This is a genomic window from Pseudomonas flavescens (genome assembly GCF_013408425.1).
In the GTDB taxonomy this organism is placed as follows: domain Bacteria; phylum Pseudomonadota; class Gammaproteobacteria; order Pseudomonadales; family Pseudomonadaceae; genus Aquipseudomonas; species Aquipseudomonas fulva_A.
Genome location: NZ_JACBYV010000001.1, coordinates 5,110,292 through 5,132,510, shown reverse-complemented (window position 1 = coordinate 5,132,510; position 22,219 = coordinate 5,110,292). Strand labels below are relative to the sequence as shown.

The 22,219-nt window shown below is 63.2% G+C and carries 24 protein-coding genes; 16 read left to right on the top strand and 8 right to left on the bottom strand.

Going from position 1 to position 22,219, the window contains the following annotated elements; translation table 11 throughout:
* Nucleotides 1–13: 13 nt before the first annotated feature.
* The 5 genes from FHR27_RS22955 to pilG all read right to left on the bottom strand — a co-directional run bounded on the left by FHR27_RS22955 (nucleotide 14) and on the right by pilG (nucleotide 4,466).
* Nucleotides 14–862, bottom strand: coding sequence for a CheR family methyltransferase (locus FHR27_RS22955; RefSeq protein WP_042552524.1), 849 nt, complete (start codon nucleotides 860–862; stop codon nucleotides 14–16).
* 68 nt (nucleotides 863–930) lie between these two features.
* The gene (locus tag FHR27_RS22950; protein ID WP_042552449.1) at nucleotides 931–2,979 is read right to left on the bottom strand and encodes a methyl-accepting chemotaxis protein; all 2,049 of its coding nucleotides are present in this window, start codon (nucleotides 2,977–2,979) and stop codon (nucleotides 931–933) included.
* Nucleotides 2,980–3,064: 85 nt separating this feature from the next.
* Nucleotides 3,065–3,601 (bottom strand): chemotaxis protein CheW, encoded by a 537-nt coding sequence (locus FHR27_RS22945; protein ID WP_042552450.1) that lies wholly within the window; start codon nucleotides 3,599–3,601, stop codon nucleotides 3,065–3,067.
* Nucleotides 3,602–3,643: 42 nt separating this feature from the next.
* Entirely contained in the window at nucleotides 3,644–4,009 is a 366-nt protein-coding gene (gene pilH / locus FHR27_RS22940) for a twitching motility response regulator PilH (protein ID WP_042552451.1), read from the bottom strand.
* Nucleotides 4,010–4,058: 49 nt separating this feature from the next.
* The gene (gene pilG, locus FHR27_RS22935; protein ID WP_042552452.1) at nucleotides 4,059–4,466 is read right to left on the bottom strand and encodes a twitching motility response regulator PilG; all 408 of its coding nucleotides are present in this window, start codon (nucleotides 4,464–4,466) and stop codon (nucleotides 4,059–4,061) included.
* 230 nt (nucleotides 4,467–4,696) lie between these two features.
* Between pilG and gshB the strand changes: the two genes are divergently transcribed.
* The 7 genes from gshB to FHR27_RS22900 all read left to right on the top strand — a co-directional run bounded on the left by gshB (nucleotide 4,697) and on the right by FHR27_RS22900 (nucleotide 10,663).
* Complete coding sequence (gene gshB, locus FHR27_RS22930) at nucleotides 4,697–5,659, top strand: glutathione synthase (RefSeq protein ID WP_042552453.1); 963 nt, start codon at nucleotides 4,697–4,699, stop codon at nucleotides 5,657–5,659.
* A 160-nt stretch (nucleotides 5,660–5,819) separates the two neighbouring features.
* Entirely contained in the window at nucleotides 5,820–6,716 is an 897-nt protein-coding gene (locus tag FHR27_RS22925; RefSeq protein ID WP_042552454.1) for an energy transducer TonB, read from the top strand.
* A 112-nt stretch (nucleotides 6,717–6,828) separates the two neighbouring features.
* Complete coding sequence (locus FHR27_RS22920; RefSeq protein WP_042552455.1) at nucleotides 6,829–7,398, top strand: YqgE/AlgH family protein; 570 nt, start codon at nucleotides 6,829–6,831, stop codon at nucleotides 7,396–7,398.
* Nucleotides 7,398–7,841, top strand: a complete 444-nt coding sequence (ruvX, locus tag FHR27_RS22915; protein WP_042552456.1) for a Holliday junction resolvase RuvX — start codon at nucleotides 7,398–7,400, stop codon at nucleotides 7,839–7,841. Before FHR27_RS22920 ends, ruvX begins: the two co-directional genes overlap by 1 nt.
* 28 nt (nucleotides 7,842–7,869) lie before the next feature.
* Nucleotides 7,870–8,391: a bifunctional pyr operon transcriptional regulator/uracil phosphoribosyltransferase PyrR gene (gene pyrR / locus FHR27_RS22910; protein ID WP_042552457.1), complete on the top strand. Its 522-nt coding sequence runs from the start codon at nucleotides 7,870–7,872 to the stop codon at nucleotides 8,389–8,391.
* Nucleotides 8,388–9,392: an aspartate carbamoyltransferase catalytic subunit gene (locus FHR27_RS22905; RefSeq protein WP_042552458.1), complete on the top strand. Its 1,005-nt coding sequence runs from the start codon at nucleotides 8,388–8,390 to the stop codon at nucleotides 9,390–9,392. The genes pyrR and FHR27_RS22905 overlap by 4 nt, the downstream gene beginning before the upstream one ends.
* Nucleotides 9,392–10,663, top strand: coding sequence for a dihydroorotase (locus FHR27_RS22900; protein ID WP_042552459.1), 1,272 nt, complete (start codon nucleotides 9,392–9,394; stop codon nucleotides 10,661–10,663). The genes FHR27_RS22905 and FHR27_RS22900 overlap by 1 nt, the downstream gene beginning before the upstream one ends.
* A 60-nt stretch (nucleotides 10,664–10,723) precedes the next feature.
* On the opposite strand, the gene FHR27_RS22895 is transcribed toward FHR27_RS22900, so the two are convergent.
* Nucleotides 10,724–11,125 (bottom strand): NINE protein, encoded by a 402-nt coding sequence (locus FHR27_RS22895; protein ID WP_042552460.1) that lies wholly within the window; start codon nucleotides 11,123–11,125, stop codon nucleotides 10,724–10,726.
* A 138-nt stretch (nucleotides 11,126–11,263) separates the two neighbouring features.
* Here FHR27_RS22895 and FHR27_RS22890 point away from each other — a divergent pair, with 138 nt between their 5' ends.
* Together FHR27_RS22890 and FHR27_RS22885 are read left to right on the top strand one after the other, a co-directional pair.
* A complete protein-coding gene (locus tag FHR27_RS22890; RefSeq protein ID WP_042552461.1) occupies nucleotides 11,264–12,475 on the top strand; it encodes a putative DNA modification/repair radical SAM protein in 1,212 nt (403 codons plus the stop codon).
* Nucleotides 12,475–13,419 (top strand): TIGR03915 family putative DNA repair protein, encoded by a 945-nt coding sequence (locus FHR27_RS22885; protein ID WP_179539653.1) that lies wholly within the window; start codon nucleotides 12,475–12,477, stop codon nucleotides 13,417–13,419. Before FHR27_RS22890 ends, FHR27_RS22885 begins: the two co-directional genes overlap by 1 nt.
* On the opposite strand, the gene FHR27_RS22880 is transcribed toward FHR27_RS22885, so the two are convergent.
* The gene (locus tag FHR27_RS22880) at nucleotides 13,385–14,530 is read right to left on the bottom strand and encodes a PilT/PilU family type 4a pilus ATPase (protein WP_042552462.1); all 1,146 of its coding nucleotides are present in this window, start codon (nucleotides 14,528–14,530) and stop codon (nucleotides 13,385–13,387) included. The two genes, FHR27_RS22885 and FHR27_RS22880, sit on opposite strands and share 35 nt — an antisense overlap.
* 65 nt (nucleotides 14,531–14,595) lie before the next feature.
* Nucleotides 14,596–15,630 (bottom strand): type IV pilus twitching motility protein PilT, encoded by a 1,035-nt coding sequence (locus FHR27_RS22875; RefSeq protein ID WP_042552463.1) that lies wholly within the window; start codon nucleotides 15,628–15,630, stop codon nucleotides 14,596–14,598.
* 136 nt (nucleotides 15,631–15,766) lie between these two features.
* Here FHR27_RS22875 and FHR27_RS22870 point away from each other — a divergent pair, with 136 nt between their 5' ends.
* The 7 genes from FHR27_RS22870 to metW all read left to right on the top strand — a co-directional run bounded on the left by FHR27_RS22870 (nucleotide 15,767) and on the right by metW (nucleotide 22,219).
* Nucleotides 15,767–16,453: a YggS family pyridoxal phosphate-dependent enzyme gene (locus tag FHR27_RS22870; RefSeq protein ID WP_042552464.1), complete on the top strand. Its 687-nt coding sequence runs from the start codon at nucleotides 15,767–15,769 to the stop codon at nucleotides 16,451–16,453.
* A 37-nt stretch (nucleotides 16,454–16,490) separates the two neighbouring features.
* Nucleotides 16,491–17,309 (top strand): pyrroline-5-carboxylate reductase, encoded by an 819-nt coding sequence (gene proC, locus FHR27_RS22865; protein ID WP_042552465.1) that lies wholly within the window; start codon nucleotides 16,491–16,493, stop codon nucleotides 17,307–17,309.
* A gap of 11 nt (nucleotides 17,310–17,320) precedes the next feature.
* The gene (locus FHR27_RS22860) at nucleotides 17,321–17,911 is read left to right on the top strand and encodes a YggT family protein (RefSeq protein ID WP_042552466.1); all 591 of its coding nucleotides are present in this window, start codon (nucleotides 17,321–17,323) and stop codon (nucleotides 17,909–17,911) included.
* Between the two features lie 6 nt (nucleotides 17,912–17,917).
* The gene (locus FHR27_RS22855; protein ID WP_179539652.1) at nucleotides 17,918–18,214 is read left to right on the top strand and encodes a DUF167 domain-containing protein; all 297 of its coding nucleotides are present in this window, start codon (nucleotides 17,918–17,920) and stop codon (nucleotides 18,212–18,214) included.
* A 108-nt stretch (nucleotides 18,215–18,322) separates the two neighbouring features.
* The gene (locus tag FHR27_RS22850; protein ID WP_179539651.1) at nucleotides 18,323–20,305 is read left to right on the top strand and encodes a dynamin-like GTPase family protein; all 1,983 of its coding nucleotides are present in this window, start codon (nucleotides 18,323–18,325) and stop codon (nucleotides 20,303–20,305) included.
* Nucleotides 20,306–20,456: 151 nt separating this feature from the next.
* On the top strand, nucleotides 20,457–21,596 hold the full coding sequence (gene metX, locus FHR27_RS22845; protein ID WP_042552469.1) for a homoserine O-succinyltransferase MetX: 1,140 nt from the start codon (nucleotides 20,457–20,459) through the stop codon (nucleotides 21,594–21,596).
* Nucleotides 21,597–21,598: 2 nt separating this feature from the next.
* Nucleotides 21,599–22,219 (top strand): methionine biosynthesis protein MetW, encoded by a 621-nt coding sequence (metW, locus tag FHR27_RS22840; protein ID WP_042552470.1) that lies wholly within the window; start codon nucleotides 21,599–21,601, stop codon nucleotides 22,217–22,219.

The following is a 22,219-nucleotide window of genomic DNA, read 5'->3' as shown; positions in this document are numbered from 1 at the left end:
CACACTCCGTTTCTTAGCCCTTGCGGGTATACGCCAGCACTCGCTCATCGGCGACCGGAAGCATGTCCGGGTGCTGCCAACCGACCACCTCGCCCACTCCGACCACCAGCAAGCCCCCAGGCGCCAGGCACTCGGCCAGGCGGTTGAGGATCTCGCGGCGCCGCCAGCGACGAAAGTAAATCAGCAAGTTCTGGCAAAAAATAACGTCCATGCCGGTCATTGGCGCTTTGTCCAACTCCAGCACATTGAGCTTGGCGCAGCACACTCGCGCAGCCAGCCCTGGTAACACCTTGAAGCGTCCATCGGCCTGCTGCTGGAAGTAGCGTTCGCGCAGGCTTTCATCCATCTGTTGCAAACGGCGCACGTCGTACAGACCATCTCGCGCCTTGCTCAGGGCACTGCGGCTGATATCGGTGCCGGTGACACCGAACAACCCCTCAGCACCCAGTACCTCGCTGGCGCCAATGGCCAGCGAGTAGGGTTCTTCACCACTGGAGCAACCCACGCTCCAGATCGCCAGCGGTGCATCCAGCCCCTGTTCGTCGCGGCGGGCGACGTAGGCTTCGTACACCTCGAACGAGGGCGGATGCCGGTAGAAGCGGGTTTCCTGCACGGTCAGCCGATCCAGCAGATTCGCCCATTCCACCGCCCCGCGCGGGCCATCGGTGACCTGCCGGTAATAGCTGGCGTAATCACTGATGCCCAGTTCGCGCATGCGCGTGCTGAGGTTGGTCTGCAGGAAGATCCGGCGCTGCTCGTTGAGCACCATGCCGAGCCGTGATTCCAGCAACTGTTGCCAGTCACGGAACTCCGTGGCGGACATGTCCGCCAACGGTTGCAGGGCCCAGACGCCTGACTGCATGTCGTGCACCTCGCTCACGCCTGCGTCTGCCGCGCAGCGCATCGTTCAATGCGCCGCCCGGCAGTCGATCAGGCCTGCTCGCCGTCTTGTGGCAGGGTGAAGCCGGATACCGAATGACGCATTTCACTGGCCATCTTGGCCAGGTTACCAATGCTCTTGGCGGTGGCCGTGGTACCGGACGACGTCTGCGAGGTGATCTCCTGAATCACGTTCATGGTGTTGGAGATGTGGCCAGCGGACGAAGCCTGCTGACGTGCAGCGTTGGAAATGTTCTGGATGAGCGCCGCGAGGGTCTTGGATACCTTCTCGATCTCTTCCAGTGCCACACCCGCATCCTGTGCCAGTCGAGCACCACGTACCACTTCGGAGGTGGTCTGCTCCATGGAGATAACGGCTTCGTTGGTGTCGGTCTGAATGGTCTTTACCAGTGCCTCGATCTGCTTGGTCGCGCCCGAGGAACGTTCTGCGAGGCGCTGTACCTCGTCCGCTACCACGGCGAAGCCTCGGCCTGCGTCACCGGCCATGGAGGCCTGGATCGCGGCGTTCAGTGCGAGGATGTTGGTCTGGTCGGCGATGTCGTTGATGAGGCTTACGATGTCACCGATCTCCTGGGACGATTCACCGAGGCGTTTGATCCGCTTCGAGGTGTCCTGGATCTGCTCACGGATGTTATCCATGCCGGTGATGGTGTTGTGTACGACTTCGTTGCCCTTGTTGGCGATGGCTACGGAACGCTCCGCTACCGCGGAGGACTCCGAGGCGTTCGCCGATACCTGGTCAATCGACACGGCCATTTCGTTGATCGCCGCGGAAGCACCGGCGATTTCCTGAGCCTGGTGCTCGGAAGCCTCGGCCAGATGCATGGCCGTGGCCTGGGTTTCCTGGGCAGCGCCAGCTACCTGAACGGCGGTCAGGTTGATCGTGGCTACCAGGTCACGCAGCTGGTCGATGGAGTAGTTGATGGAGTCGGCGATGGCACCGGTGAAGTCCTCGGTTACCGTCGCGGCCACCGTCAGGTCACCGTCGGCGAGGTCGGCGATCTCATCGAGCAGACGCAGAATCGCAGTCTGGTTACGCTCGTTCTTCTCGGCGGTTTCGGCGAGACGGCGGTTTGTCTCACGCACCATCACCAGGCCGATGATCAGAATCGAACCCAGCGCCAGGGCACCCAGCAGGTAACCGGCGACGGTGTTCAGCGAACGACCGGCAGCCAGGCCTTCGAAGCCTTCGGACAGAGTGGAGGCTTTGTCCAGCAGCGTCTGCGACAGGGTGAAGATGGTGTTGGCCGATTCACGAACCTGGAACAGCTCAGGCGAGGTTTCCAGAATCTCGTCCACGGAACCGGAAACGAATTCGAACAGCTCGGAAATTTCCGCCAGGCGCTCGAGAGCTTCCTGGTCGCTCACCTTGGCGATTTCCATCGCCGCGTTGCCTTCCTGCATGGCGCTCAGTACGCGACCGAACAGGCTGGCATCACGACCGAACATGTCGGCGGCCTGAACCGAATCCTGGTCACCGGCGAGGACCTTGTTCACCGAGCCGAGAATCCGTTCGGCGAGCAGCGACTGGCGCTGGGCAACCGAAACCTGGGCAGCCGGCGCGCCGCTTTCCAGCAGGATGTCGACCACTTCTTCGTACTCGACCTGCAGTTGCGGAATGGTTTCCGCCAGCGTGGCGGCAACCTGGTGCAGCGACAGAACGGTCTGCTCGCTGGCCAGGATGGCATCGGCATTCTGCCGCAGGCCGTCCCAGTCCTGTTGCACGGCAGCCATCTGTTCCTGCACGGCGGCAGGCGCAGCGGGCAAGCCGCTCTGCGCGTTACCGTCGGTGAGGTACGCCCAGCGCTCCTGGAAATCGTTACGCGCGTCGCGCAGCAGGGCGAAGGCGGCAGGCGTACCCGCAGCCGCTTCGGTGGCGTCCTTGGAGATACGCTGGGACAGCACGCGCAGCTCGCCAGCGTGACCGATGTACTCGGTGTCGTAGTTACTTTGCGTATTCACATACGCGAAGTTGGCGAACAGCATCACGATCGAAATGATCAGGACGACGAACAGCCCCGCTACGAGGGCACCAACTCGTGTCCCCGCCAGCACATTGTTTGAGGTTTCTCTTTTCATCTTCTGGCCCCCGCCTGGACCCTACAGCACTACGAATTCCATATAACATCAGAAGGCTGGCTACGCCGCCCCCACCGAAAAGCTCTCAAAACGCAACGTCGATAAACTCTGGAGCCTGTGCCAGCGCGTGAGGGCTGAACACCAGCCATGGCTGCTCGCGCTGAAACACACCATGAATGAACGGCTGAATGGCCGACTCGAGCGGTGGCAGCTGCTCGGAGAAGGTATCCACCGCGAAGTGCTGCATGCCGAATACCTCGTCGACCGTGAGGCCAGCGAAGACATCCTGATGATCGACGACCAGCACGCGCCGCTGCTTGCGCAGCGGTGACAGTTCACTGCCGAAAAAACCGCACAGATCCATGACCGGCAGCAATCGCCCGCGCACGTTGGCCACACCCTTGACCCAGCTCTTCACGCCGGGCAGCAGGGTATGCCGTGGTTCGTGCAGGACTTCACCGACCTCTCCCATCGGTGCGACGAACAACCGTTCGCCCATGCGAAAACCAATCCCGCTCCAGGTCTGTACCGCCACTTTCTGCGATGGCAGACCAGCCGCCACCGCACGGCAGCGCTGCTCGATGCCGAGAAGAATCTGAAAAGGGGTGCGTGTCTCTGACATGCCTGCCGTGACCTTCTTCTTGTGCTGCGATGCGGTCCGGCGTCAGCCGGCCAGCACCGCGTTCAGGGTTTTCAGCAGAGTGGCTTCATCCACCGGCTTGGTCAGGTAATCCTTGGCGCCCTGGCGTTTGCCCCAGACCTTGTCGGTTTCCTGATCCTTGGTGGTGACGATGATCACCGGAATATGGTTGGTCTCGGCATCCTTGGTCAGCTGCCGGGTCGCCTGGAAGCCATTGAGGCCAGGCATGACGATGTCCATCAATACAGCGTCGGGCTTTTCCTGGCGCGCCAGAGCGACACCATCAGCACCGTTTTCGGCCTTGAGTACCTGGTGCCCGTGTTTTTCCAACATGGCGGTCAGCTTGTACATTTCGGTCGGCGAGTCATCAACAATCAGAATTCGAGCCATGATGTTTCCCAATACATAAAGAGGAGGCGTCTGTGGCGTCAGCCGGACGTCAGGATGCCTGTTCGACCGGAGAGAACTCCGGGACATGGGTCTTGATCGCGCCGAGCAGCTCTTCCTTGCTGAATGGTTTGGTCAAATATTGATCAGAACCCACGATACGGCCCTTGGCTTTATCGAACAGGCCATCCTTGGACGACAGCATGATAACTGGCGTGGATTTGAAGGCGCTGTTGTTCTTGATCAAGGCGCAGGTCTGATAGCCATCGAGACGCGGCATCATGATGTCGACGAAAATGATGTTCGGATGGGTATCGGCGATCTTTGCCAGAGCATCGAAGCCGTCCACCGCAGTGATCACCTCGCAACCCACCTTTTTCAGCAAGGTTTCCGCTGTACGACGAATCGTTTTCGAATCGTCGATCACCATCACCCTCAAACCTTCGGATTGCTGTTCCATGTCTGCCCTGCCACCACTTCGGTGAGTCGTTGTGTTACGCCATTTCCAGTGTGCCGAAAGCCCTGAAACCATTGGGCCCGGCCCATCGCTGGGCCTTTTTAGCACACTCTCCCCATGCAAGCCATCAGCCCGGTTTCCCTTGACCACCAGCCCTGTCAGCGCCACCCTTGGCGCTGACCCCCGCTACCTTTGCGGCGGTATTTTCAACCGCCCTTCACGGAGATACTTCAATGAGCGTTCGGCTCGGCATCGTCATGGATCCCATCGCGCAGATTTCCTACAAGAAGGACAGCTCGCTGGCCATGTTGCTGGCTGCCCAGGCCCGCGGCTGGAGCCTCTTCTATATGGAACAGAAGGATCTCTACCAGGCCGCTGGTGTCGCCCGGGGCCGCACACGCCCCCTTCACGTATTCGCAGATCCGCAACGCTGGTTCGAGCTCGGCGAAGAGCAGGACCTGCCGCTTGCCGAACTGGATGTGATCCTGATGCGCAAGGATCCGCCCTTTGATAACGAATTCGTCTATTCAACTTACCTGCTCGAGCAGGCCGAAGAAGCCGGCACCCTGGTGGTCAACCGACCGCAAAGCCTGCGCGACTGCAACGAGAAATTCTTCGCCACCCGCTTTCCGACGTTCACGCCGGAGACGATTGTCAGCCGCAGACCCGACATTCTGCGCGATTTTGCGCGACAGCACCGTGACATCATTCTCAAACCCCTCGATGGCATGGGTGGTTCGATGATCTTTCGTCACCGCGAAGGTGACCCGAACCTGTCGGTGATTCTCGAAGCCCTTACCGCTCATGGTAGTCAACAGATCATGGCGCAGCGTTATCTGCCGGCCATTCTCGACGGCGACAAACGTATTCTGATGATAGACGGTGAACCGGTGCCTTACTGCCTGGCACGCATTCCCGCCAGCGGCGAAACCCGTGGCAACCTGGCTGCAGGCGGCCGTGGCGAAGCTCGTCCACTGACCGATCGCGACCGCGAAATCGCTGCGGCAGTCGGCCCGAGCCTGCGTGAGCGAGGCCTGCTGTTCGTCGGCCTGGACGTGATTGGCGACCGCCTCACCGAGATCAACGTCACCAGCCCGACCTGCATTCGCGAGATCGATGCAGCCTTCGATACACGCATTGGCGAACAGTTGATGGACAAGATTGCCGAAAAGCTCAATGCGCGGAGTGCTTCATAGACTTTTCTCGGACGCCTCGGCAGACTGCGCGGCAATCCAGAGGCCGTGCCCACCCGGCATGGCCCTGTGGTTTGCGCTGAAACGAAACCAGCCCTGAGGGGCTGCTGACGCTCCAGCACAGCCGCACCGACCGTTGACAGACTCTGACGACCGAAGACCGATGAACGCAGCAACTACCCCACCCGATGTCACCGCCTCCGGCGTTCGCCCGGCGGATCGCCTGGGGTTCACCCTGTTTCTCGCGGCCGTGCTGCACGCAGCGCTGATCCTCGGCGTGGGCTTCTCTTTCGTCGAGCCAGGGCAGATCAGCAAGACACTGGAAATCACCCTGTCCACCTTCAAGAGCGATGAAAAGCCCAAGGAAGCGGACTTCCTCGCCCAGGACAACCAGCAGGGCAGCGGCACCCTGGATAAGAAAGCAGCGCCGACCACCACGGAACAGGCGCCCTTTCAGGACACCGAAGTCCGCAAGGTTACGCCCGCGGCTGCCCCACCGCCGCCCGCGGTAAAACCGGAGGCGCCCAAAGCGGTCGTCACCACCAGGGCGCCACAGGCTCAGAAAGCGCCCGCCAAGCGCGAAGAGACCAAACCTACGCCCCCAGCCCCTACCGCCCCGGCATTCGATAGCGCACAACTGTCTGCGGAAATCGCCAGCCTGGAAGCGGAGCTGGCCAACGAGGTGCAGCAGTACGCCAAACGACCGAAGATTCATCGCCTCAACGCCGCCTCGACCATGCGCGACAAGGGTGCCTGGTACAAGGACGAGTGGCGCAAGAAGGTCGAACGCGTCGGCAACCTGAACTACCCGGACGACGCCCGACGTCGGCAGATCTACGGCAGCCTGCGGCTCCTGGTATCGATCAACCGAGACGGCAGCCTGTATGAGGTGCTGGTACTCGAATCCTCTGGCGAGCAGGTCCTCGACCAGGCCGCCATGCGTATCGTCCGCCTCGCGGCCCCTTATGCACCGTTCGCTGGCGACCTCGCGGACATCGACCGCCTGGAAATCATCCGTACCTGGCGCTTCGAGCGTGGCGACCGCCTGTCGAGCAACTGAAGAAGCAGGCTCGTGCTGCAACAATTCGACCGCGAGACGAACGGACGATCAATCGCGTTTCGCTCTCACTTGCAGCTTGTAGCTTGAGCCTTGCAGCTTCAAACTAGCGTCCATGAAAGACGCCACCCCGAGCATCCTCAAACATCACTTTCTGATCGCCATGCCGCACATGGCCGATCCGAATTTCGCGCAGACCGTGATCTATCTGATCGAGCACAGCGATCAGGGCGCCATGGGGCTGGTGATCAACCGTCCCAACGGCCTGAACCTGGCCGACGTGCTCGAACAACTGCGCCCTGACAGCGAACCATCGGTGCTCTGTCAAAGCCTGCCGATCTTCAGCGGCGGCCCGGTGCAGACGGATCGTGGTTTCGTGCTGCACCCTAGCGGCCCGCACTTCCAGGCCACTCTCGACCTGGGCGATCTGGGCCTGTCGACCTCCCAGGACGTGCTGTTCGCCATCTCCCAGGGCGAAGGCCCGGCCCGGCATCTGATCGCCCTCGGCTATGCGGGCTGGGGAGCCGGGCAGTTGGAAGAGGAACTGGCCGACAACGCCTGGCTGACCTGTCCGGCGGATCAGACGATCCTGTTCGAGACGCCGTACGACAAGCGCCTGGGCGCTGCCGCCGCGCTGCTCGGCATCGATCTCAACCTGCTCACCGCCCAGGCGGGGCACGCCTGATGGCCGAGGCGAGCAGCAAACCGCTGCGCCTGCTGCTCGGCTTCGATTACGGCACCAAGCAGATCGGTGTCGCCGTGGGCCAGCCGATCACCGGCTCGGCCCGCGAGCTGTGCATCCTCAAGGCTCAGAATGGCGTGCCGGACTGGCAGAAGGTCGAAGCGCTGATACGCGAATGGCAGCCTGACGCCCTGGTCGTCGGCCTGCCGCTGAACATGGACGGTACCCCCAGCGACATGAGCGAGCGCGCGGAGAAGTTCGCCCGCCGCCTCAACGGCCGCTTCAACCTGCCGGTTTTCACCCACGACGAACGCCTGACCACTTACGCCGCCAAGGGCGAACGCCTGCAACAGGGCCAGACTGGCGGTTATCGCCAGCGCCCGGTAGACGCCCTCGCCGCGGCCCTGCTGCTGCAGGGCTGGCTGGAAGAAAACAGCCCGGGCTGAATCAGCCACGGCCACAAGGAGCTTTTCGATGAGTCTACCCAACCCCGCCGAACTGCTGCCGCAGATGGCATCCTCGCTGATCGCTCACCTCAACCGGCGGCAGATTGCCACGCCGCGTTTCATCGGCATCCGCACCGGTGGCGTATGGGTAGCCCAGGCGTTGCTGGAGCAACTGGGCCGCGACGAGCCACTGGGTATCCTCGACGTTTCCTTTTACCGCGACGATTTCACCCAGAATGGCCTGCACCCTCAGGTACAACCCTCCGAACTGCCGTTCGAGATCGAAGGCCAGCATCTGGTGCTGATCGACGACGTACTGATGAGCGGCCGGACCATCCGTGCGGCCCTCAACGAGCTGTTCGACTACGGCCGCCCCGCCAGCGTGACCCTGGTCAGCCTGCTGGACCTGGATGCCCGCGAACTGCCGATTCGTCCGGACGTGGTCGGCGCGACGCTGTCGCTGGCGGCCGATCAGCGGGTAAAATTGTCCGGCCCCGCCCCCTTCACCCTCGAACTCCAGACGCTTTCCGACCAAGGCCGTCCGCAATGACCCCAATCGATGCCAAGCGCCCGCTGCAACTGAACGACCAAGGCCAGTTGCGCCATTTCCTGTCCCTCGACGGCCTGCCGCGCGAGCTGCTGACGGAAATCCTCGATACCGCCGACTCGTTTCTCGAAGTCGGCGCCCGCGCCGTGAAGAAGGTCCCGCTGCTGCGCGGCAAGACGGTGTGCAACGTGTTCTTCGAGAACTCCACGCGCACCCGCACCACCTTCGAACTGGCTGCCCAGCGCCTGTCGGCCGACGTGATCAGCCTCAACGTGTCGACCAGCTCGACCAGCAAGGGCGAAACGCTGTTCGACACCCTGCGCAACCTGGAAGCCATGGCTGCCGACATCTTCGTGGTGCGCCACGCCGATTCCGGCGCTGCGCACTTCATCGCCGAGCACGTATGCCCCAACCTGGCGATCATCAACGGTGGTGACGGGCGCCATGCGCACCCGACCCAGGGCATGCTCGACATGCTGACCATTCGCCGCCACAAGGGCAGCTTCGAGAATCTTTCGGTGGCCATCGTCGGCGACATCCTGCACTCGCGAGTGGCGCGCTCCAACATGCTGGCGCTGAAAACCCTCGGCTGCCCGGACATCCGCGTGATCGCGCCGAAAACCCTGCTGCCCGTGGGTATCGAGCAATACGGCGTGAAGGTCTACAGCGACATGACCGAAGGCCTCAAGGATGTCGACGTGGTGATCATGTTGCGTCTGCAGCGCGAGCGCATGACAGGCGGCCTGCTGCCCAGCGAGGGCGAGTTCTATCGCCTGTTCGGCCTGACCGAGCAACGCCTCAAACTGGCCAAGCCGGATGCGCTGGTCATGCACCCGGGGCCGATCAACCGCGGGGTGGAGATCGAGTCGGCGGTCGCCGATGGCCCGCAGTCGGTCATTCTCAACCAGGTCACCTACGGCATCGCCATCCGCATGGCCGTGCTGTCCATGGCCATGAGCGGCCAGAACGCGCAACGACAACTCAACTCCGAGGAGCACAACTGATGCGTACCCGGATCCTCGGCGCCCGCGTAATCGACCCACTCAGCGGCCTCGACAAGGTCGCGGACATCTATGTGCAAGGCGACAAGCTGAGCGCTATCGGTCAGGCACCCGCCGGCTTCGAAGCCGATCACACGCTCGATGCCCAGGGGCTGATCGCCGCACCCGGCCTGGTCGATCTGTCCGTCGCCCTGCGCGAGCCCGGTTACAGCCGCAAAGGCAGCATCGCCAGCGAAACCCTGGCAGCCGCTGCCGGCGGGGTCACCAGCCTGTGCTGCCCGCCCATCACCAAACCGGTGCTGGACACCTCGGCGGTTGCCGAGCTGATTCTCGACCGTGCTCGCGAAGCCGGTCATACCAAGGTGTTTCCCATCGGCGCCCTGAGCAAGGGTCTCGATGGCGAGCAGCTCGCCGAACTGGTCGCCCTGCGCGATGCAGGCTGCGTGGCGTTCGGCAACGGTCTCAACAACTTCCGCAACGCACGCACCCTGCGCCGCGCCCTCGAATATGCGGCCACCTTCGACCTGACGGTAATCATCCACTCCCAGGATCATGACCTCGCCGAAGGCGGCCTGGCCCACGAAGGTGCCACCGCCAGCTTCCTCGGTCTGTCGGGAATTCCGGAAACCGCCGAAACCGTGGCCCTGGCTCGCGACCTGTTGCTGGTCGAGCAGAGTGGCGTGCGTGCGCACTTCAGCCAGCTGACCAGTGCACGTGGCGCACAACTGATAGCCGACGCTCAGGCACGCGGCCTGCCCGTCACCGCCGACGTGGCGCTTTATCAGTTGATCCTGACCGACGAAGCGCTGATCGATTTTTCCAGCCTCTACCACGTGCAACCACCGCTGCGTACCCGCGCAGACCGTGATGGGCTGCGTGAGGCGGTGAAGAGCGGAGTGATCAGCGCCATCTCCAGCCATCACCAGCCCCATGAACGTGACGCCAAGCTGGCACCTTTCGGCGAGACCGAACCCGGCATGAGCGGCGTTCAGTTGTTGCTGCCACTGGCGATGACGCTGGTCCAGGATGGCCTGCTCGATCTGCCCACCCTGCTCGCCCGCCTGAGCAGTGGTCCGGCCGAGGCCCTGCGCCTGCCGGCTGGCAAACTGCAGGTCGGTGGTGCGGCGGACATTCTGCTGTTCGATCCCCAGGCTTCCACCGTGGCCGGCGAGAGCTGGCACTCCAAGGGTCGCAACAGCCCCTTCCTCGGCCACTGCCTGCCCGGCCAGGTGCGCTATACGCTGGTGGATGGGCATATCAGCTACCAGGCTTGATGCCTGGTAGCTGACGGTGGGCTGAAGCGGATCGCCGCCCGGCCCACGATACGTCCGAGGTTAGCGCTGCGCCTGTGCGTTCTTGATCGACACCTGGTTGTTCAGCGTCCAGAGGTCGTAGAGCACGCCCAGCAGGAACAGGCCACCGGTGAAGAAGTACAGGATGCCGGTGATCCACTTGCCCTGATACATGCGGTGTGCGCCGAAGATGCCGAGGAAGGTCAGCAGGATCCAGGCAACGTTGTAGTCCGTTTCGCCAGCGGTGAAACGCAGGTCGGCTTCACGATCCATGGCCGGAATCAGGAACAGGTCGATGATCCAGCCGATGAAGAACAGCCCCAGGGTGAAGAACCAGATGGTCCCGGTTACCGGCTTGCCGAAATAGAAACGGTGAGCGCCGAGAAAACCGAAGATCCAGAGCAAGTAGCCAATGATCTTGCTGTGAGTGTTTGCACGCTGCATCGAAAAGTACCTCGCTTTCATCTATCCAGATAATGAGACGCTCGCTACCGCCTCAACATCACGCCTCCGACAAGACGCCCTTGAGCGAGCGGCTTCCTTGCCTGATACTGTATATAAATACAGCTATCGGATCACGCCATGCAACTGATCGAAAAGCTTACCGTACTCGCCGACGCCGCCAAATATGATGTGTCCTGCGCCAGCAGTGGCGCACCCAAGCGCAGCTCCAAGGGCCAGAACGGCATGGGCGCCACGGACGGCATGGGCATCTGCCACAGCTTCACTCCCGACGGGCGCTGTGTCGCTCTGCTCAAAGTGCTGCTCACCAACTTCTGCCTGTACGACTGTCAGTACTGCGTCAATCGCCGCTCCAGCGATGTGCCCCGCGCACGCTTCACGCCGGAGGAAGTGGTCACGCTGACCCTGGATTTCTACCGGCGCAACTGCATCAGCGGGCTGTTTCTCAGCTCCGGGATCATCCGCTCGGCCGACTACACCATGGAGCAACTGGTACGGGTCGCCAAACTGCTGCGCGAAGAGCACGAGTTTCGTGGCTACATTCATCTCAAGACCATTCCCGATGCATCGCCGGAGCTGATTGCCGAAGCGGGCCGCTATGCCGACCGTCTCAGCGTCAATATCGAGCTGCCCACCGAAAGCAGCCTGATCCGCCTGGCACCAGAGAAAAGCGTGGCGCCGATCAAGCTGGCCATGGGCACCATTCGCAACGGGGTCGAGGAGGCGGATAGCGAGAAACGCGCGCCGGCCTTTGCGCCAGCCGGGCAAAGCACGCAGATGATCGTGGGCGCCGACGCCACCGATGACAGCACCATCCTGCACACCGCCCAATCGCTGTATGGCGACTTCCGCCTCAAGCGCGTCTACTACTCGGCGTTCAGCCCGATTCCGCAAAGTCCCAAGAGCGTGCCATTCGAAGCACCACCCCTGCTGCGCGAGCACCGCCTCTATCAGGCGGACTTCCTGATGCGCGGCTACGGCTTCAAGGCCGCCGAACTGCTCGACGGCCCCGGCAACCTGGCCCTGGATATCGACCCCAAGCTGGCCTGGGCACTGAACAACCGCCAGCATTTTCCCGTCGACCTGAATCGCGCCGATGTAACCATGATCGCCCGCATCCCCGGCATCGGTGTACTCAGCGCTCAGCGTCTGGTCGCCCTGCGACGGCAGAAGCGCATTCGCTTCGAGGACGTCGGCCGCCTGCGCTGCGCTCTGGAGAAAGCCAAGCCCTTCATCGTCACCCAGGATTACCGCCCGCTTCAGGCCACTCGCGAATCCCTGCTGCTGCGTCAGCAATTAAGCGAGCCTCCCCGGCAAATGGGGCTGTGGTGATGCACCAGGTTCGTTTCGATGGCAGCTTCGCTGGCTGGCGTGAGGCCGCCAGGACGCAACTGCGCCGCGGCCTGGCGCCCCACCAGTTGAGCTGGGTGCAGGACAGCCAGGAGAATCAGGATCTGTTCGGCCAGCTGGACGAGCCGCAACAGGCCGTGGCCTGCGATCGCCCGGTGCGCGTGCCCCGCGCTCTACTCGACCAGCTGGAAAGTGCTGCACGCTTTCGCTGCCCCCAGCGCTGGGCGCTGCTTTACCGCATTCTCTGGCGCGTTGCCGCAGGCGATCAGGCCGCCATGCTGGCCGGAGATATCGACGGCAGCGAACTGCATGGGCGCCTCAAAGCCGTGCGCCGTGAAGCTCACCATCTGCATGCGTTTCTGCGTTTCAAACCGCGGGACGCCACGGCCGGAGGCCCGCAACTGGTGGCCTGGCACGAGCCTGCGCACGACATCCTGGCCAGCGCCAGCATGCATTTCGCCGAACGCCTGGGTCGGCAGACCTGGATGATCGCGACACCCGACGACGGCGTGTACTGGGACGGCGAAAACCTGCACCATGCCAGTCCTTGCCCGCCCGACTGGCAGCAACTGGCGCAGGGCACCGATGATCGCAACGAAGCCATGTGGCTGGCCTATTACGGCAGCACCTTCAACCCGGCTCGGCTCAATCGCAGCGTGCTGGAAACCAACATGCCGGTGCGTTTCTGGCGCAACCTGCCGGAAGGCCCGCTGATTCCAAGGTTGATGAGCCAGGCCCGGGCAGGCGCCCAGGCCAATGGGCAGGCTCAGGCGGTGGCGGTCAGGCCTGGAAAACGCATCCAGGCTGACGCCGAGCAGGTACTGCCTATTCGAGCGACAGCCCGAGAGGTGCCGGGCGGTATACCCAGCAGCCCGACAGACCCGGCGTCGATCAGCGGAAACGCCGCCCCGGATCTTCGTCGGTGACTTCCAGAGACAACCCCTGGGACATGCTGGTCAGATGCTCGCCATCGGTTTCCGAGCCGAGCTTGATCATCAGGCGCAGGTCGTTCGCCGAGTCGGCGTACAACAAGGCATCTTCGTAGGTGATTTCGCCCTGGCTGTAGAGGTTGTACAGCGCCTGGTCGAAGGTCTGCATGCCTTGCTCGGTGGAGCGCTTCATCAAGCCCTTGAGCTCATGCACTTCGCCCTTGCGGATCAGGTCAGCCGCCAGCGGCGTATTGATCAGCACCTCGATGACCGCGCGACGCCCCTTGCCGTCCGGCGTGGGGATCAGTTGCTGGGCGACGATGGCCTTGAGGTTCAGCGACAGATCCATCCACACCTGATTCTGCCGGTCCGCCGGGAAGAAGTTGATGATTCGGTCCAGCGCCTGGTTGGCGTTGTTGGCGTGCAGGGTGGCCAGGCACAGGTGGCCGGTCTCGGCGAAGGCCACGGCGTGGTCCATGGTTTCGCGGGTCCGCACCTCACCGATCAGGATCACGTCCGGGGCCTGCCGCAGGGTGTTCTTCAGCGCTACTTCGAAGGAGTCGGTGTCGATCCCCACTTCACGCTGGGTGACGATGCAGTTCTGGTGCTGGTGGATGTACTCGATCGGGTCTTCGATGGAGATGATATGGCCACTGCTGTTCTTGTTGCGGTAGCCGATCATCGCCGCCAGCGAGGTGGACTTGCCGGTACCGGTAGCCCCCACGAAGAGCACCAGACCGCGCTTGGTCAGCGCCAGCTTCTTGAGGATCTCCGGCAGCTTGAGGTCATCCAGCGTCGGGATGTTGGTCTCGATGCGGCGCAGTACCATGCCGGCCAGGTTGCGCTGATAGAAGGCACTGACGCGGAAGCGGCCGATACCTCGGGCGCTGATGGCGAAGTTGCATTCGTGGTTCTCGGCGAAGTCCCGACGCTGCTGCTCGGTCATCACCGCATGAACGGTTTCGCGGGTCATTTCCGGCGACAAGGGGGTCTTGGTCACAGGCATGATCTTGCCGTTGACCTTCATCGACGGCGGCACGCCAGCGGTGATGAACAGATCGGAGCCGCCTTTTTCGACCATCAGGCGCAACAGTTTTTCGAATTCCATGGGGCCTACCTAAATGCGCTGGCGCGACGATCAACGGCTGGCGGACAACTGTCCACCAGCATGGCTCAGAAGTTTTCCGGGGTCTTGGCTTTCTCGCGCGCGCTTTCGCGGCTGACCAAGCCTTTGGAAACCAGTCTTTTCAGGCACGAGTCCAGGGTTTCCATGCCCAGCGCACCGCCGGTCTGGATGGCCGAGTACATCTGCGCCACCTTGTCCTCGCGGATCAGGTTACGGATCGCCGGGGTGCCGATCATGATTTCATGGGCGGCCACACGACCGCCTCCGATCTTCTTCAGCAGGGTCTGGGAAATCACGGCCTGCAGCGATTCGGACAGCATCGAGCGCACCATGGACTTCTCTTCCGCGGGGAACACGTCGACCACCCGGTCGATGGTCTTGGCGGCGGAGGTGGTGTGCAGGGTGCCGAAGACCAGGTGACCGGTTTCCGCGGCGGTCAGCGCCAGGCGGATGGTTTCCAGGTCGCGCATCTCGCCGACCAGAATGATGTCCGGGTCTTCGCGCAGCGCCGAACGCAGGGCCTCGGAGAAGCCGTGGGTGTCGCGGTGCACCTCACGCTGGTTGATCAGGCACTTCTTCGACTCGTGAACGAATTCGATCGGGTCTTCGACGGTGAGGATGTGGTGGTACTTGTTGCTGTTGATGTAGTCGAGCATCGCCGCCAGGGTGGTGGACTTGCCCGAGCCGGTCGGCCCGGTCACCAGAACCAGCCCGCGAGGCACGTCGGAAACCTTCTTGAAGATCTCGCCCATGCCGAGGTCTTCCATGCTCAGCACCTTGGAAGGAATGGTACGGAACACCGCACCGCTGCCACGGTTCTGGTTGAAGGCGTTGACCCGGAAGCGCGCGACACCCGGCACTTCGAACGAGAAGTCGGTCTCCAGGAACTCCTCGAAGTCCTTGCGCTGCTTGTCGTTCATGATGTCGTAGATCAGCGCGTGCACCTGTTTGTGATCCAGGGCGGGCAAGTTGATCCGGCGCACGTCGCCGTCGACCCGAATCATCGGCGGCAGGCCTGCCGAGAGGTGCAGATCCGACGCGCCTTGCTTGGCGCTGAAGGCAAGCAGCTCGGTGATATCCATGGGACTCCCTAATGACGGTAGAATGCCGCGTAACTCAGGATAGGGGGCCTTGAGGAGTCACCATGCGGCTGCGTGAGCACGCCCTTCGGAGACCACCGTCAAGCCCGCAGAAACGCTCAGGCGGCAGGCGCAGGTAATGTCCACGATAGCAGAGAATATTGCAAAGGTCGGTGTGCGTATCCGTGAGGCGGCGCAAGCCTCGCAGCGAGATTTCGCGAAAATCGGCCTGTTGGCGGTGAGCAAGACCAAACCTGCCGCAGCCATTCGCGAGGCTCATGGGGCCGGTCTGCACGATTTTGGCGAGAACTACCTGCAGGAAGCGCTCGACAAGCAGGTGCAACTGGCCGACCTGGCACTGACCTGGCACTTCATCGGCCCCATCCAGTCGAACAAGACCCGCCCCATCGCCGAACACTTCGCCTGGGTGCATTCGGTGGACCGCTTGAAGATCGCCGAGCGTCTGAGCGAACAGCGCCCGCCCGAGCTGCCGCCACTGAACATCTGCCTGCAGGTCAACGTCAGCGGTGAGCCCAGCAAGTCCGGCTGCCAGCCCGACGAACTCGCGGCGCTGGCACAGGCGGTTACACAACTGCCCAAGCTGCGCCTGCGCGGATTGATGACAATCCCCCAGCCTACCGACGACATCGCCATGCAGCGTGCGGCCTTCGCCCGCCTGCGGACGCTGCGGGACGACCTGAACCTCGATCTCGACACCCTGTCCATGGGCATGAGCCACGACCTCGAGGCGGCCATCGCCGAAGGCGCGACCTGGGTGCGCATCGGCACGGCGCTGTTTGGTGAACGTGACTACAAAAAGACCTGAATCACCCGATCTCGACTCTCTAGATAGGAAACTCACCATGACCACTCCCCGCATCGCCTTCATCGGTGCCGGCAACATGGCTGCCAGCCTGATCGGCGGGATGCTCGCCCAGGGTCTGCCGGCCAGCGCGATCCGCGCCAGCGACCGCGGCGCCGAGCAACGCGAGAAGATCAACCGGGAACACGGCATCGAAGTACTGGCCAGCAATGCCGAGGCCTGCCGCGACGCCGACGTGATCGTACTGGCGGTCAAACCCCAGGTGATGAAGGATGTATGCCTCGACCTGGCGCCACATCTGCAGGCGGGCCAGCTGATCGTGTCCATCGCCGCGGGCATCACCAGCGCCAGCCTGGAAAACTGGCTCGGCCCGCGTGCCGTGGTGCGTTGCATGCCCAATACGCCGTCGCTGCTGCGCCTGGGCGCCAGCGGCCTGTACGCCAACGCGCGGGTCAGCGCCGAACAGCGCCAGCAGGCCGAGCAGCTGCTCAGTGCCGTCGGCCTGGCCGTGTGGCTGGACGAGGAAAAATTGATCGACGCCGTTACGGCCGTCTCCGGCAGCGGCCCGGCCTATTTCTTCCTGCTGATCGAAGCGATGACCGCCAGCGGTGAAAAGCTCGGCCTGCCCCGCGAAGTGGCCGCCAGGCTCACCCTGCAGACCGCGCTGGGTGCCGCGCAGATGGCATTGAACAGTGATGTGGACGCCGCCGAGCTGCGTCGCCGCGTGACCTCGCCGGCCGGCACCACCGAAGCGGCCATCAAGACATTCCAGGCAGGCGGCTTCGAAGCGCTGGTCGAGCAGGCCGTCAAGGCCGCCGATCACCGCTCGGCCGAGCTGGCCGAACAACTGGGTCAATAAGGAGACAATCAATGATCGGTCTGAACACCGCAGCCGTTTACGTTCTGCAGACCATCGGCAGCTTCTACCTGCTGATCGTGCTGCTGCGCTTCATCCTGCAACTGGTACGGGCGGACTTCTACAACCCGCTCAGCCAGTTCATCGTGCGGGCCACCCACCCGTTGCTCAAGCCACTGCGCCGCATCATCCCCAGCATCGGCGGCCTCGACCTGGCATCCCTGGTACTGGCGCTGATCGTGCAGTTCGTGCTGATGGCACTGACCCTGATGCTGATGGGCGTCGGCGTCGGCGATCCGCTGCTGATCCTGGTCTGGTCGATCATTGGCGTCACCGCCCTGCTGCTCAAGGTGTTCTTCTTCGCCCTGATCATCAGCGTGATCCTTTCCTGGGTCGCCCAAGGCACGCACAATCCGGCCGCGCTGTTGGTCAATCAGATCTGCGAGCCGCTGTTGACGCCGATCCGCCGCATCCTGCCGAACCTGGGTGGCCTGGATCTGTCGCCCATCGTGGCGTTCCTGATCCTCAACCTGATCGACATGCTGGTGATCCGCAACCTGGCGGTCAGCACCGGCATGTTCAGCGGCCTGAGCCTGGCGATCTAAGCGTCCGTGAGCTTCCACCGCTGGGACGGCGATGCGCTGATCCTCGACTGTCACCTGCAGCCCAAAGCCAGCAACGATGCGTTTGCCGGGCTGCATGGTGAGCGTCTGAAGATCCGCCTCACCGCACCGCCGGTGGACGGCAAGGCCAACGCGCACCTGCTGGCCTTTCTGGCCGATGCCTTTGGCGTCGCCAAGAGCCAGGTCACGCTGGAAAGCGGCCAGCAGAGCCGCCAGAAACGGGTGCGTATCCAGGCCCCCAGGCTGCTGCCAGCCGGTCTCGGCCTGACCGTTCGCCCTACCTGAACAACCACCAGCGCCATTGCCACCCGCCAGCCATTGACGGCACCGTCTCCCTTCGCATAATGCTCGGCAGCCCGCATCGTCGACCGATGCCCTGTCAGGGAATCCCCCATGAGCATGGAACGCCTCAGTGAACAGGTAGATGCCTACGTAGGCTGGAAGCGCGAGCTGGTCCGCGAGATCACCCGCTACCGCAGTTGGCTGGCGCACAACCGGCTGAGCAGCGAAGGCGTCGAAGCGCGCCTGGAACGCGCTCTGCGCCTGCTGCGTACCGATCACATTACCCTGGCTTTCGTCGGCGAGTTCTCTCGCGGCAAGACCGAACTGATCAACAGCCTGTTCTTCTCCGAATACGGCCAGCGCATGCTGCCCTCCCAGGCCGGGCGCACCACCATGTGCCCCACGGAAATCCTTTTCGATCCAGGCGCCGAGCGCCCGTACATCCGCCTGCTGCCGATCGAAACACGCATCTCCGAGGCCAGCGTGGCGCAGTTCAAGCGCACGCCCCGGCACTGGGTGGACATCCCGCTGGACACCAGCGACCCGAACAACATGGCCAAGGCCTTCGCCCAGGTGGCGGCGAGCAAGAGCATGCCCGTGGAGAAAGCCATCGGCCTGGGCTTTCACCCGGACAACCTGGAAAGCACCGATAGCTGCGGCCAGGTGCTGGTACCGGCCTGGCGCCACGCCATCGTCAACTTCGATCACCCGCTGCTGCGCCAGGGCCTGCGCATCCTCGATACACCGGGCCTGAACGCCCTGGGCTGCGAGCCGGAGCTGACCCTGTCGATGCTGCCCAGCGCCCAGGCGATCATCTTTCTGCTGTCCGCCGACACCGGCGTCACCGCCAGTGACCTGGACATCTGGCAGCAGCACGTCCAGCCCATGGACGAAGAGACCCAGAGCTGCCTGTTCGCCGTGATGAACAAGATCGACGTGCTCTGGGACGACCTTGCCGGCGAGACGTCGGTCGCCAACGCCATCGAGCGGGTGCGCATGCAGGCGGCTCGCCATCTGGGCATCGCCAGCCAGGACATTCTGCCGCTCTCGGCCAAGCAGGCGCTGCTCGCCAAGGTCCGCAAGGATCCGGCACTGCTCGCCCGCAGCCAGATGGCCAGTCTCGAGTCGCTGCTCTGCGAGCGCATCGTGGCCCAGAAGGAGCGCCTGCTCGAAGAGCGCGTGGTGCGCCAGGTGCTGGCCATGCTCAACAACAGCCAGCATGTCCTCGGCCTGCGCCTGGGCAAGGTCGCCGAACAGCTGGAGCTACTCGACGAGCGCCGTCAGGACAACGGACAGATGCTGCTGGAGCTGACCGCCCGCACCAAGGATGACCATACCGTGCATCACAAGCGCCTGGTCGCCCTGAAAACCAACCAGCGCCTGCTGCGCAACCAGGGCGAACGCCTGAAGAGCGCAGCGCGGCCGGAGAAGCTCGACGCCCACCTCAATCTGTTGCGCCGCCAGCTGACGGGCAGTTGGACGACGCTGGGGATCAATCAGGCCATCCTGCAGTTCTTCACCGCCGTGGAAGACGACCTGCACAGCCTGTCCCACGACGCCGAAATGGCCAACCGCATGGTCGATGCCATCTACCGTCGACACAACGCCGAGAATCCCCTGCAGGCCGTCGACGCACCGAGCTTCGAACTGGCCCGCTACGTGCGCGAGTTGCGTCACCTGCAGAAGAAGGCCGACCGCTTCCGCCTGGGCCTCAAGAACCTGCTGACCGAGCAGCGCAGCCTCAGCCGACGCTTCTTCGCCACTCTGGTGCAGGAAGTCATCGGCATGCACCGCCGCCTGCGCCGCGACGCCGAACAGTGGGCCGACGAAGCACTGATGCCACTGATGCAGCACACCCTGGAGCACAAGCAGTTGCTGGAAGGCCACATGCTGCGCCTCAAGGCGCTGGCGCAGGATACCCAGCACGGCCGTCAACGCCGCCAGCAACTGGCGCACTATGGCGAGGAGCTGAAGCAACAGCTGGCACAGGCCGGCGAGATGCTGCGCGTAATGCGTCGCCCCGCACCGATCCAGCGCCAGGGCAAGGTGGTGACGCTGCAAGGCATGCCGCGTCCGCAGGGCAACGCCGACTAGCGGCAGGCCGCCGCCCGGGTTCGACAGCAACCGCCGTACACCGCGATGCCGGGACAGGGGCAACGCGGTGCGCGCTTTCCTTGCCGCTGACAGGCGCGCTCTTTAGACTGCTGCACTTTCCTACGTACCTTTTATTATCCGAGCAGGGTCGATGCCGACTGTTTTTCCTCAAGACTCCGTTGGCCTGGTCACGCCGCAGATCGCCCATTTCGCCGAGCCCCTGGCCCTGGCCTGCGGGCGCAGCCTGGCCGACTACCAACTGACCTACGAAACCTATGGCGAGCTGAACGCCAGCGCCAGCAATGCCGTGCTGATCTGCCACGCGCTGTCCGGCCACCACCACGCCGCCGGCTACCACAGCGTGGATGACCGCAAACCGGGCTGGTGGGATAGCTGCATCGGCCCCGGCAAGCCGCTGGATACCAAGCGTTTCTTCGTCGTCAGCCTCAACAACCTGGGCGGCTGCAACGGCTCGACCGGCCCGTCCGACATCAACCCGGCGACCGGCAAACCGTTTGGCGCCGACTTCCCGGTGATGACCGTGGAAGACTGGGTCAACAGTCAGGCCCGCCTGGCCGACCTGCTGGGCATCCGCCAGTGGGCCGCCGTGGTCGGCGGCAGCCTGGGCGGCATGCAGGCCATGCAGTGGACGATCAGCTACCCGGACCGCGTCCGCCATTGCCTGGCCATCGCCTCGGCACCCAAGCTCTCGGCACAGAACATCGCCTTCAACGAGGTGGCTCGCCAGGCCATCCTCACCGATCCGGAATTCCACGGTGGGCACTTCCAGGATCAGGGGGTGATCCCCAAACGCGGCCTGATGCTGGCACGCATGGTCGGTCACATCACCTATCTGTCCGATGACGCCATGGGCGAGAAATTCGGCCGCGGCCTGAAGAACGAGAAGCTCAACTACGACTTCCACAGCGTGGAATTCCAGGTCGAAAGCTACCTGCGCTACCAGGGCGAGGAGTTCTCCGGGCGTTTCGATGCCAACACCTATCTGCTGATGACCAAGGCACTGGACTACTTCGACCCGGCGGCCGAGCACGATGGCGACCTGGCCAGAACCCTCGGTCAGGCCAAGGCCGACTTCTGCGTGATCTCGTTCACCACCGACTGGCGTTTCTCGCCGGCGCGCTCGCGGGAAATCGTCGACGCCCTGCTGGCCGCCCGCAAGAACGTCTGTTACCTGGAAATCGACGCGCCCCAGGGCCACGATGCCTTCCTCATGCCGATTCCGCGCTACCTGCAGGGCTTCGGCAGCTACATGAAACGGATCGAGGTGTAAGCATGCGAGCCGACCTAGAGATCATCCAGGAATGGATTCCCGCCGGTAGCCGCGTCCTCGACCTCGGCTGCGGCGATGGCGAGCTGCTCGCTTGGCTGAGCGCCAACAAGCAGGTCAGCGGCTATGGCCTGGAAATCGACCCGGAAAAGATCGCCCAGTGCATCGTCAAGGGCGTCAACGTCATCGAGCAGAACCTCGACGAAGGCCTCGGCAACTTCGCCAGCGACAGCTTCGACGTGGTGGTCATGACCCAGTCGCTGCAAGCGCTGCATTTCCCCGACAAGGTATTGGCGGAGATGCTGCGCGTCGGCAAGACCTGCATCATCACCTTTCCCAACTTCGGCCACTGGCGCTGCCGCTGGTACCTGGCCAGCAAGGGCCGCATGCCGGTGTCGGACTTCCTGCCCTACACCTGGTACAACACGCCGAACATCCACTTCTGCACCTTCGAGGACTTCGAGCGCCTGTGTCACCAGCAGAGCGCCCGGGTACTCGATCGCCTGGCGGTCGACCACGAACACCGGCATGGTCTGGCCAGCCGCGTATGGCCCAACCTGCTGGGCGAGATCGGCATCTACCGCATCAGCGGGCACAACGCCCGTGACGTGCGCATCGCCAACTGA

Excerpts from the sequence above, each read along its gene's own strand:
- FHR27_RS22955 (WP_042552524.1), bottom strand. The coding sequence starts at position 862 with ATGCAGTCAGGCGTCTGGGCCCTGCAACCGTTGGCGGACATGTCCGCC.
- FHR27_RS22950 (WP_042552449.1), bottom strand. The coding sequence starts at position 2,979 with ATGAAAAGAGAAACCTCAAACAATGTGCTGGCGGGGACACGAGTTGGT.
- FHR27_RS22945 (WP_042552450.1), bottom strand. The coding sequence starts at position 3,601 with ATGTCAGAGACACGCACCCCTTTTCAGATTCTTCTCGGCATCGAGCAG.
- pilH (WP_042552451.1), bottom strand. The coding sequence starts at position 4,009 with ATGGCTCGAATTCTGATTGTTGATGACTCGCCGACCGAAATGTACAAG.
- pilG (WP_042552452.1), bottom strand. The coding sequence starts at position 4,466 with ATGGAACAGCAATCCGAAGGTTTGAGGGTGATGGTGATCGACGATTCG.
- gshB (WP_042552453.1), top strand. The coding sequence starts at position 4,697 with ATGAGCGTTCGGCTCGGCATCGTCATGGATCCCATCGCGCAGATTTCC.
- FHR27_RS22925 (WP_042552454.1), top strand. The coding sequence starts at position 5,820 with ATGAACGCAGCAACTACCCCACCCGATGTCACCGCCTCCGGCGTTCGC.
- FHR27_RS22920 (WP_042552455.1), top strand. The coding sequence starts at position 6,829 with ATGAAAGACGCCACCCCGAGCATCCTCAAACATCACTTTCTGATCGCC.
- ruvX (WP_042552456.1), top strand. The coding sequence starts at position 7,398 with ATGGCCGAGGCGAGCAGCAAACCGCTGCGCCTGCTGCTCGGCTTCGAT.
- pyrR (WP_042552457.1), top strand. The coding sequence starts at position 7,870 with ATGAGTCTACCCAACCCCGCCGAACTGCTGCCGCAGATGGCATCCTCG.
- FHR27_RS22905 (WP_042552458.1), top strand. The coding sequence starts at position 8,388 with ATGACCCCAATCGATGCCAAGCGCCCGCTGCAACTGAACGACCAAGGC.
- FHR27_RS22900 (WP_042552459.1), top strand. The coding sequence starts at position 9,392 with ATGCGTACCCGGATCCTCGGCGCCCGCGTAATCGACCCACTCAGCGGC.
- FHR27_RS22895 (WP_042552460.1), bottom strand. The coding sequence starts at position 11,125 with ATGCAGCGTGCAAACACTCACAGCAAGATCATTGGCTACTTGCTCTGG.
- FHR27_RS22890 (WP_042552461.1), top strand. The coding sequence starts at position 11,264 with ATGCAACTGATCGAAAAGCTTACCGTACTCGCCGACGCCGCCAAATAT.
- FHR27_RS22885 (WP_179539653.1), top strand. The coding sequence starts at position 12,475 with ATGCACCAGGTTCGTTTCGATGGCAGCTTCGCTGGCTGGCGTGAGGCC.
- FHR27_RS22880 (WP_042552462.1), bottom strand. The coding sequence starts at position 14,530 with ATGGAATTCGAAAAACTGTTGCGCCTGATGGTCGAAAAAGGCGGCTCC.
- FHR27_RS22875 (WP_042552463.1), bottom strand. The coding sequence starts at position 15,630 with ATGGATATCACCGAGCTGCTTGCCTTCAGCGCCAAGCAAGGCGCGTCG.
- FHR27_RS22870 (WP_042552464.1), top strand. The coding sequence starts at position 15,767 with ATGTCCACGATAGCAGAGAATATTGCAAAGGTCGGTGTGCGTATCCGT.
- proC (WP_042552465.1), top strand. The coding sequence starts at position 16,491 with ATGACCACTCCCCGCATCGCCTTCATCGGTGCCGGCAACATGGCTGCC.
- FHR27_RS22860 (WP_042552466.1), top strand. The coding sequence starts at position 17,321 with ATGATCGGTCTGAACACCGCAGCCGTTTACGTTCTGCAGACCATCGGC.
- FHR27_RS22850 (WP_179539651.1), top strand. The coding sequence starts at position 18,323 with ATGAGCATGGAACGCCTCAGTGAACAGGTAGATGCCTACGTAGGCTGG.
- metX (WP_042552469.1), top strand. The coding sequence starts at position 20,457 with ATGCCGACTGTTTTTCCTCAAGACTCCGTTGGCCTGGTCACGCCGCAG.
- metW (WP_042552470.1), top strand. The coding sequence starts at position 21,599 with ATGCGAGCCGACCTAGAGATCATCCAGGAATGGATTCCCGCCGGTAGC.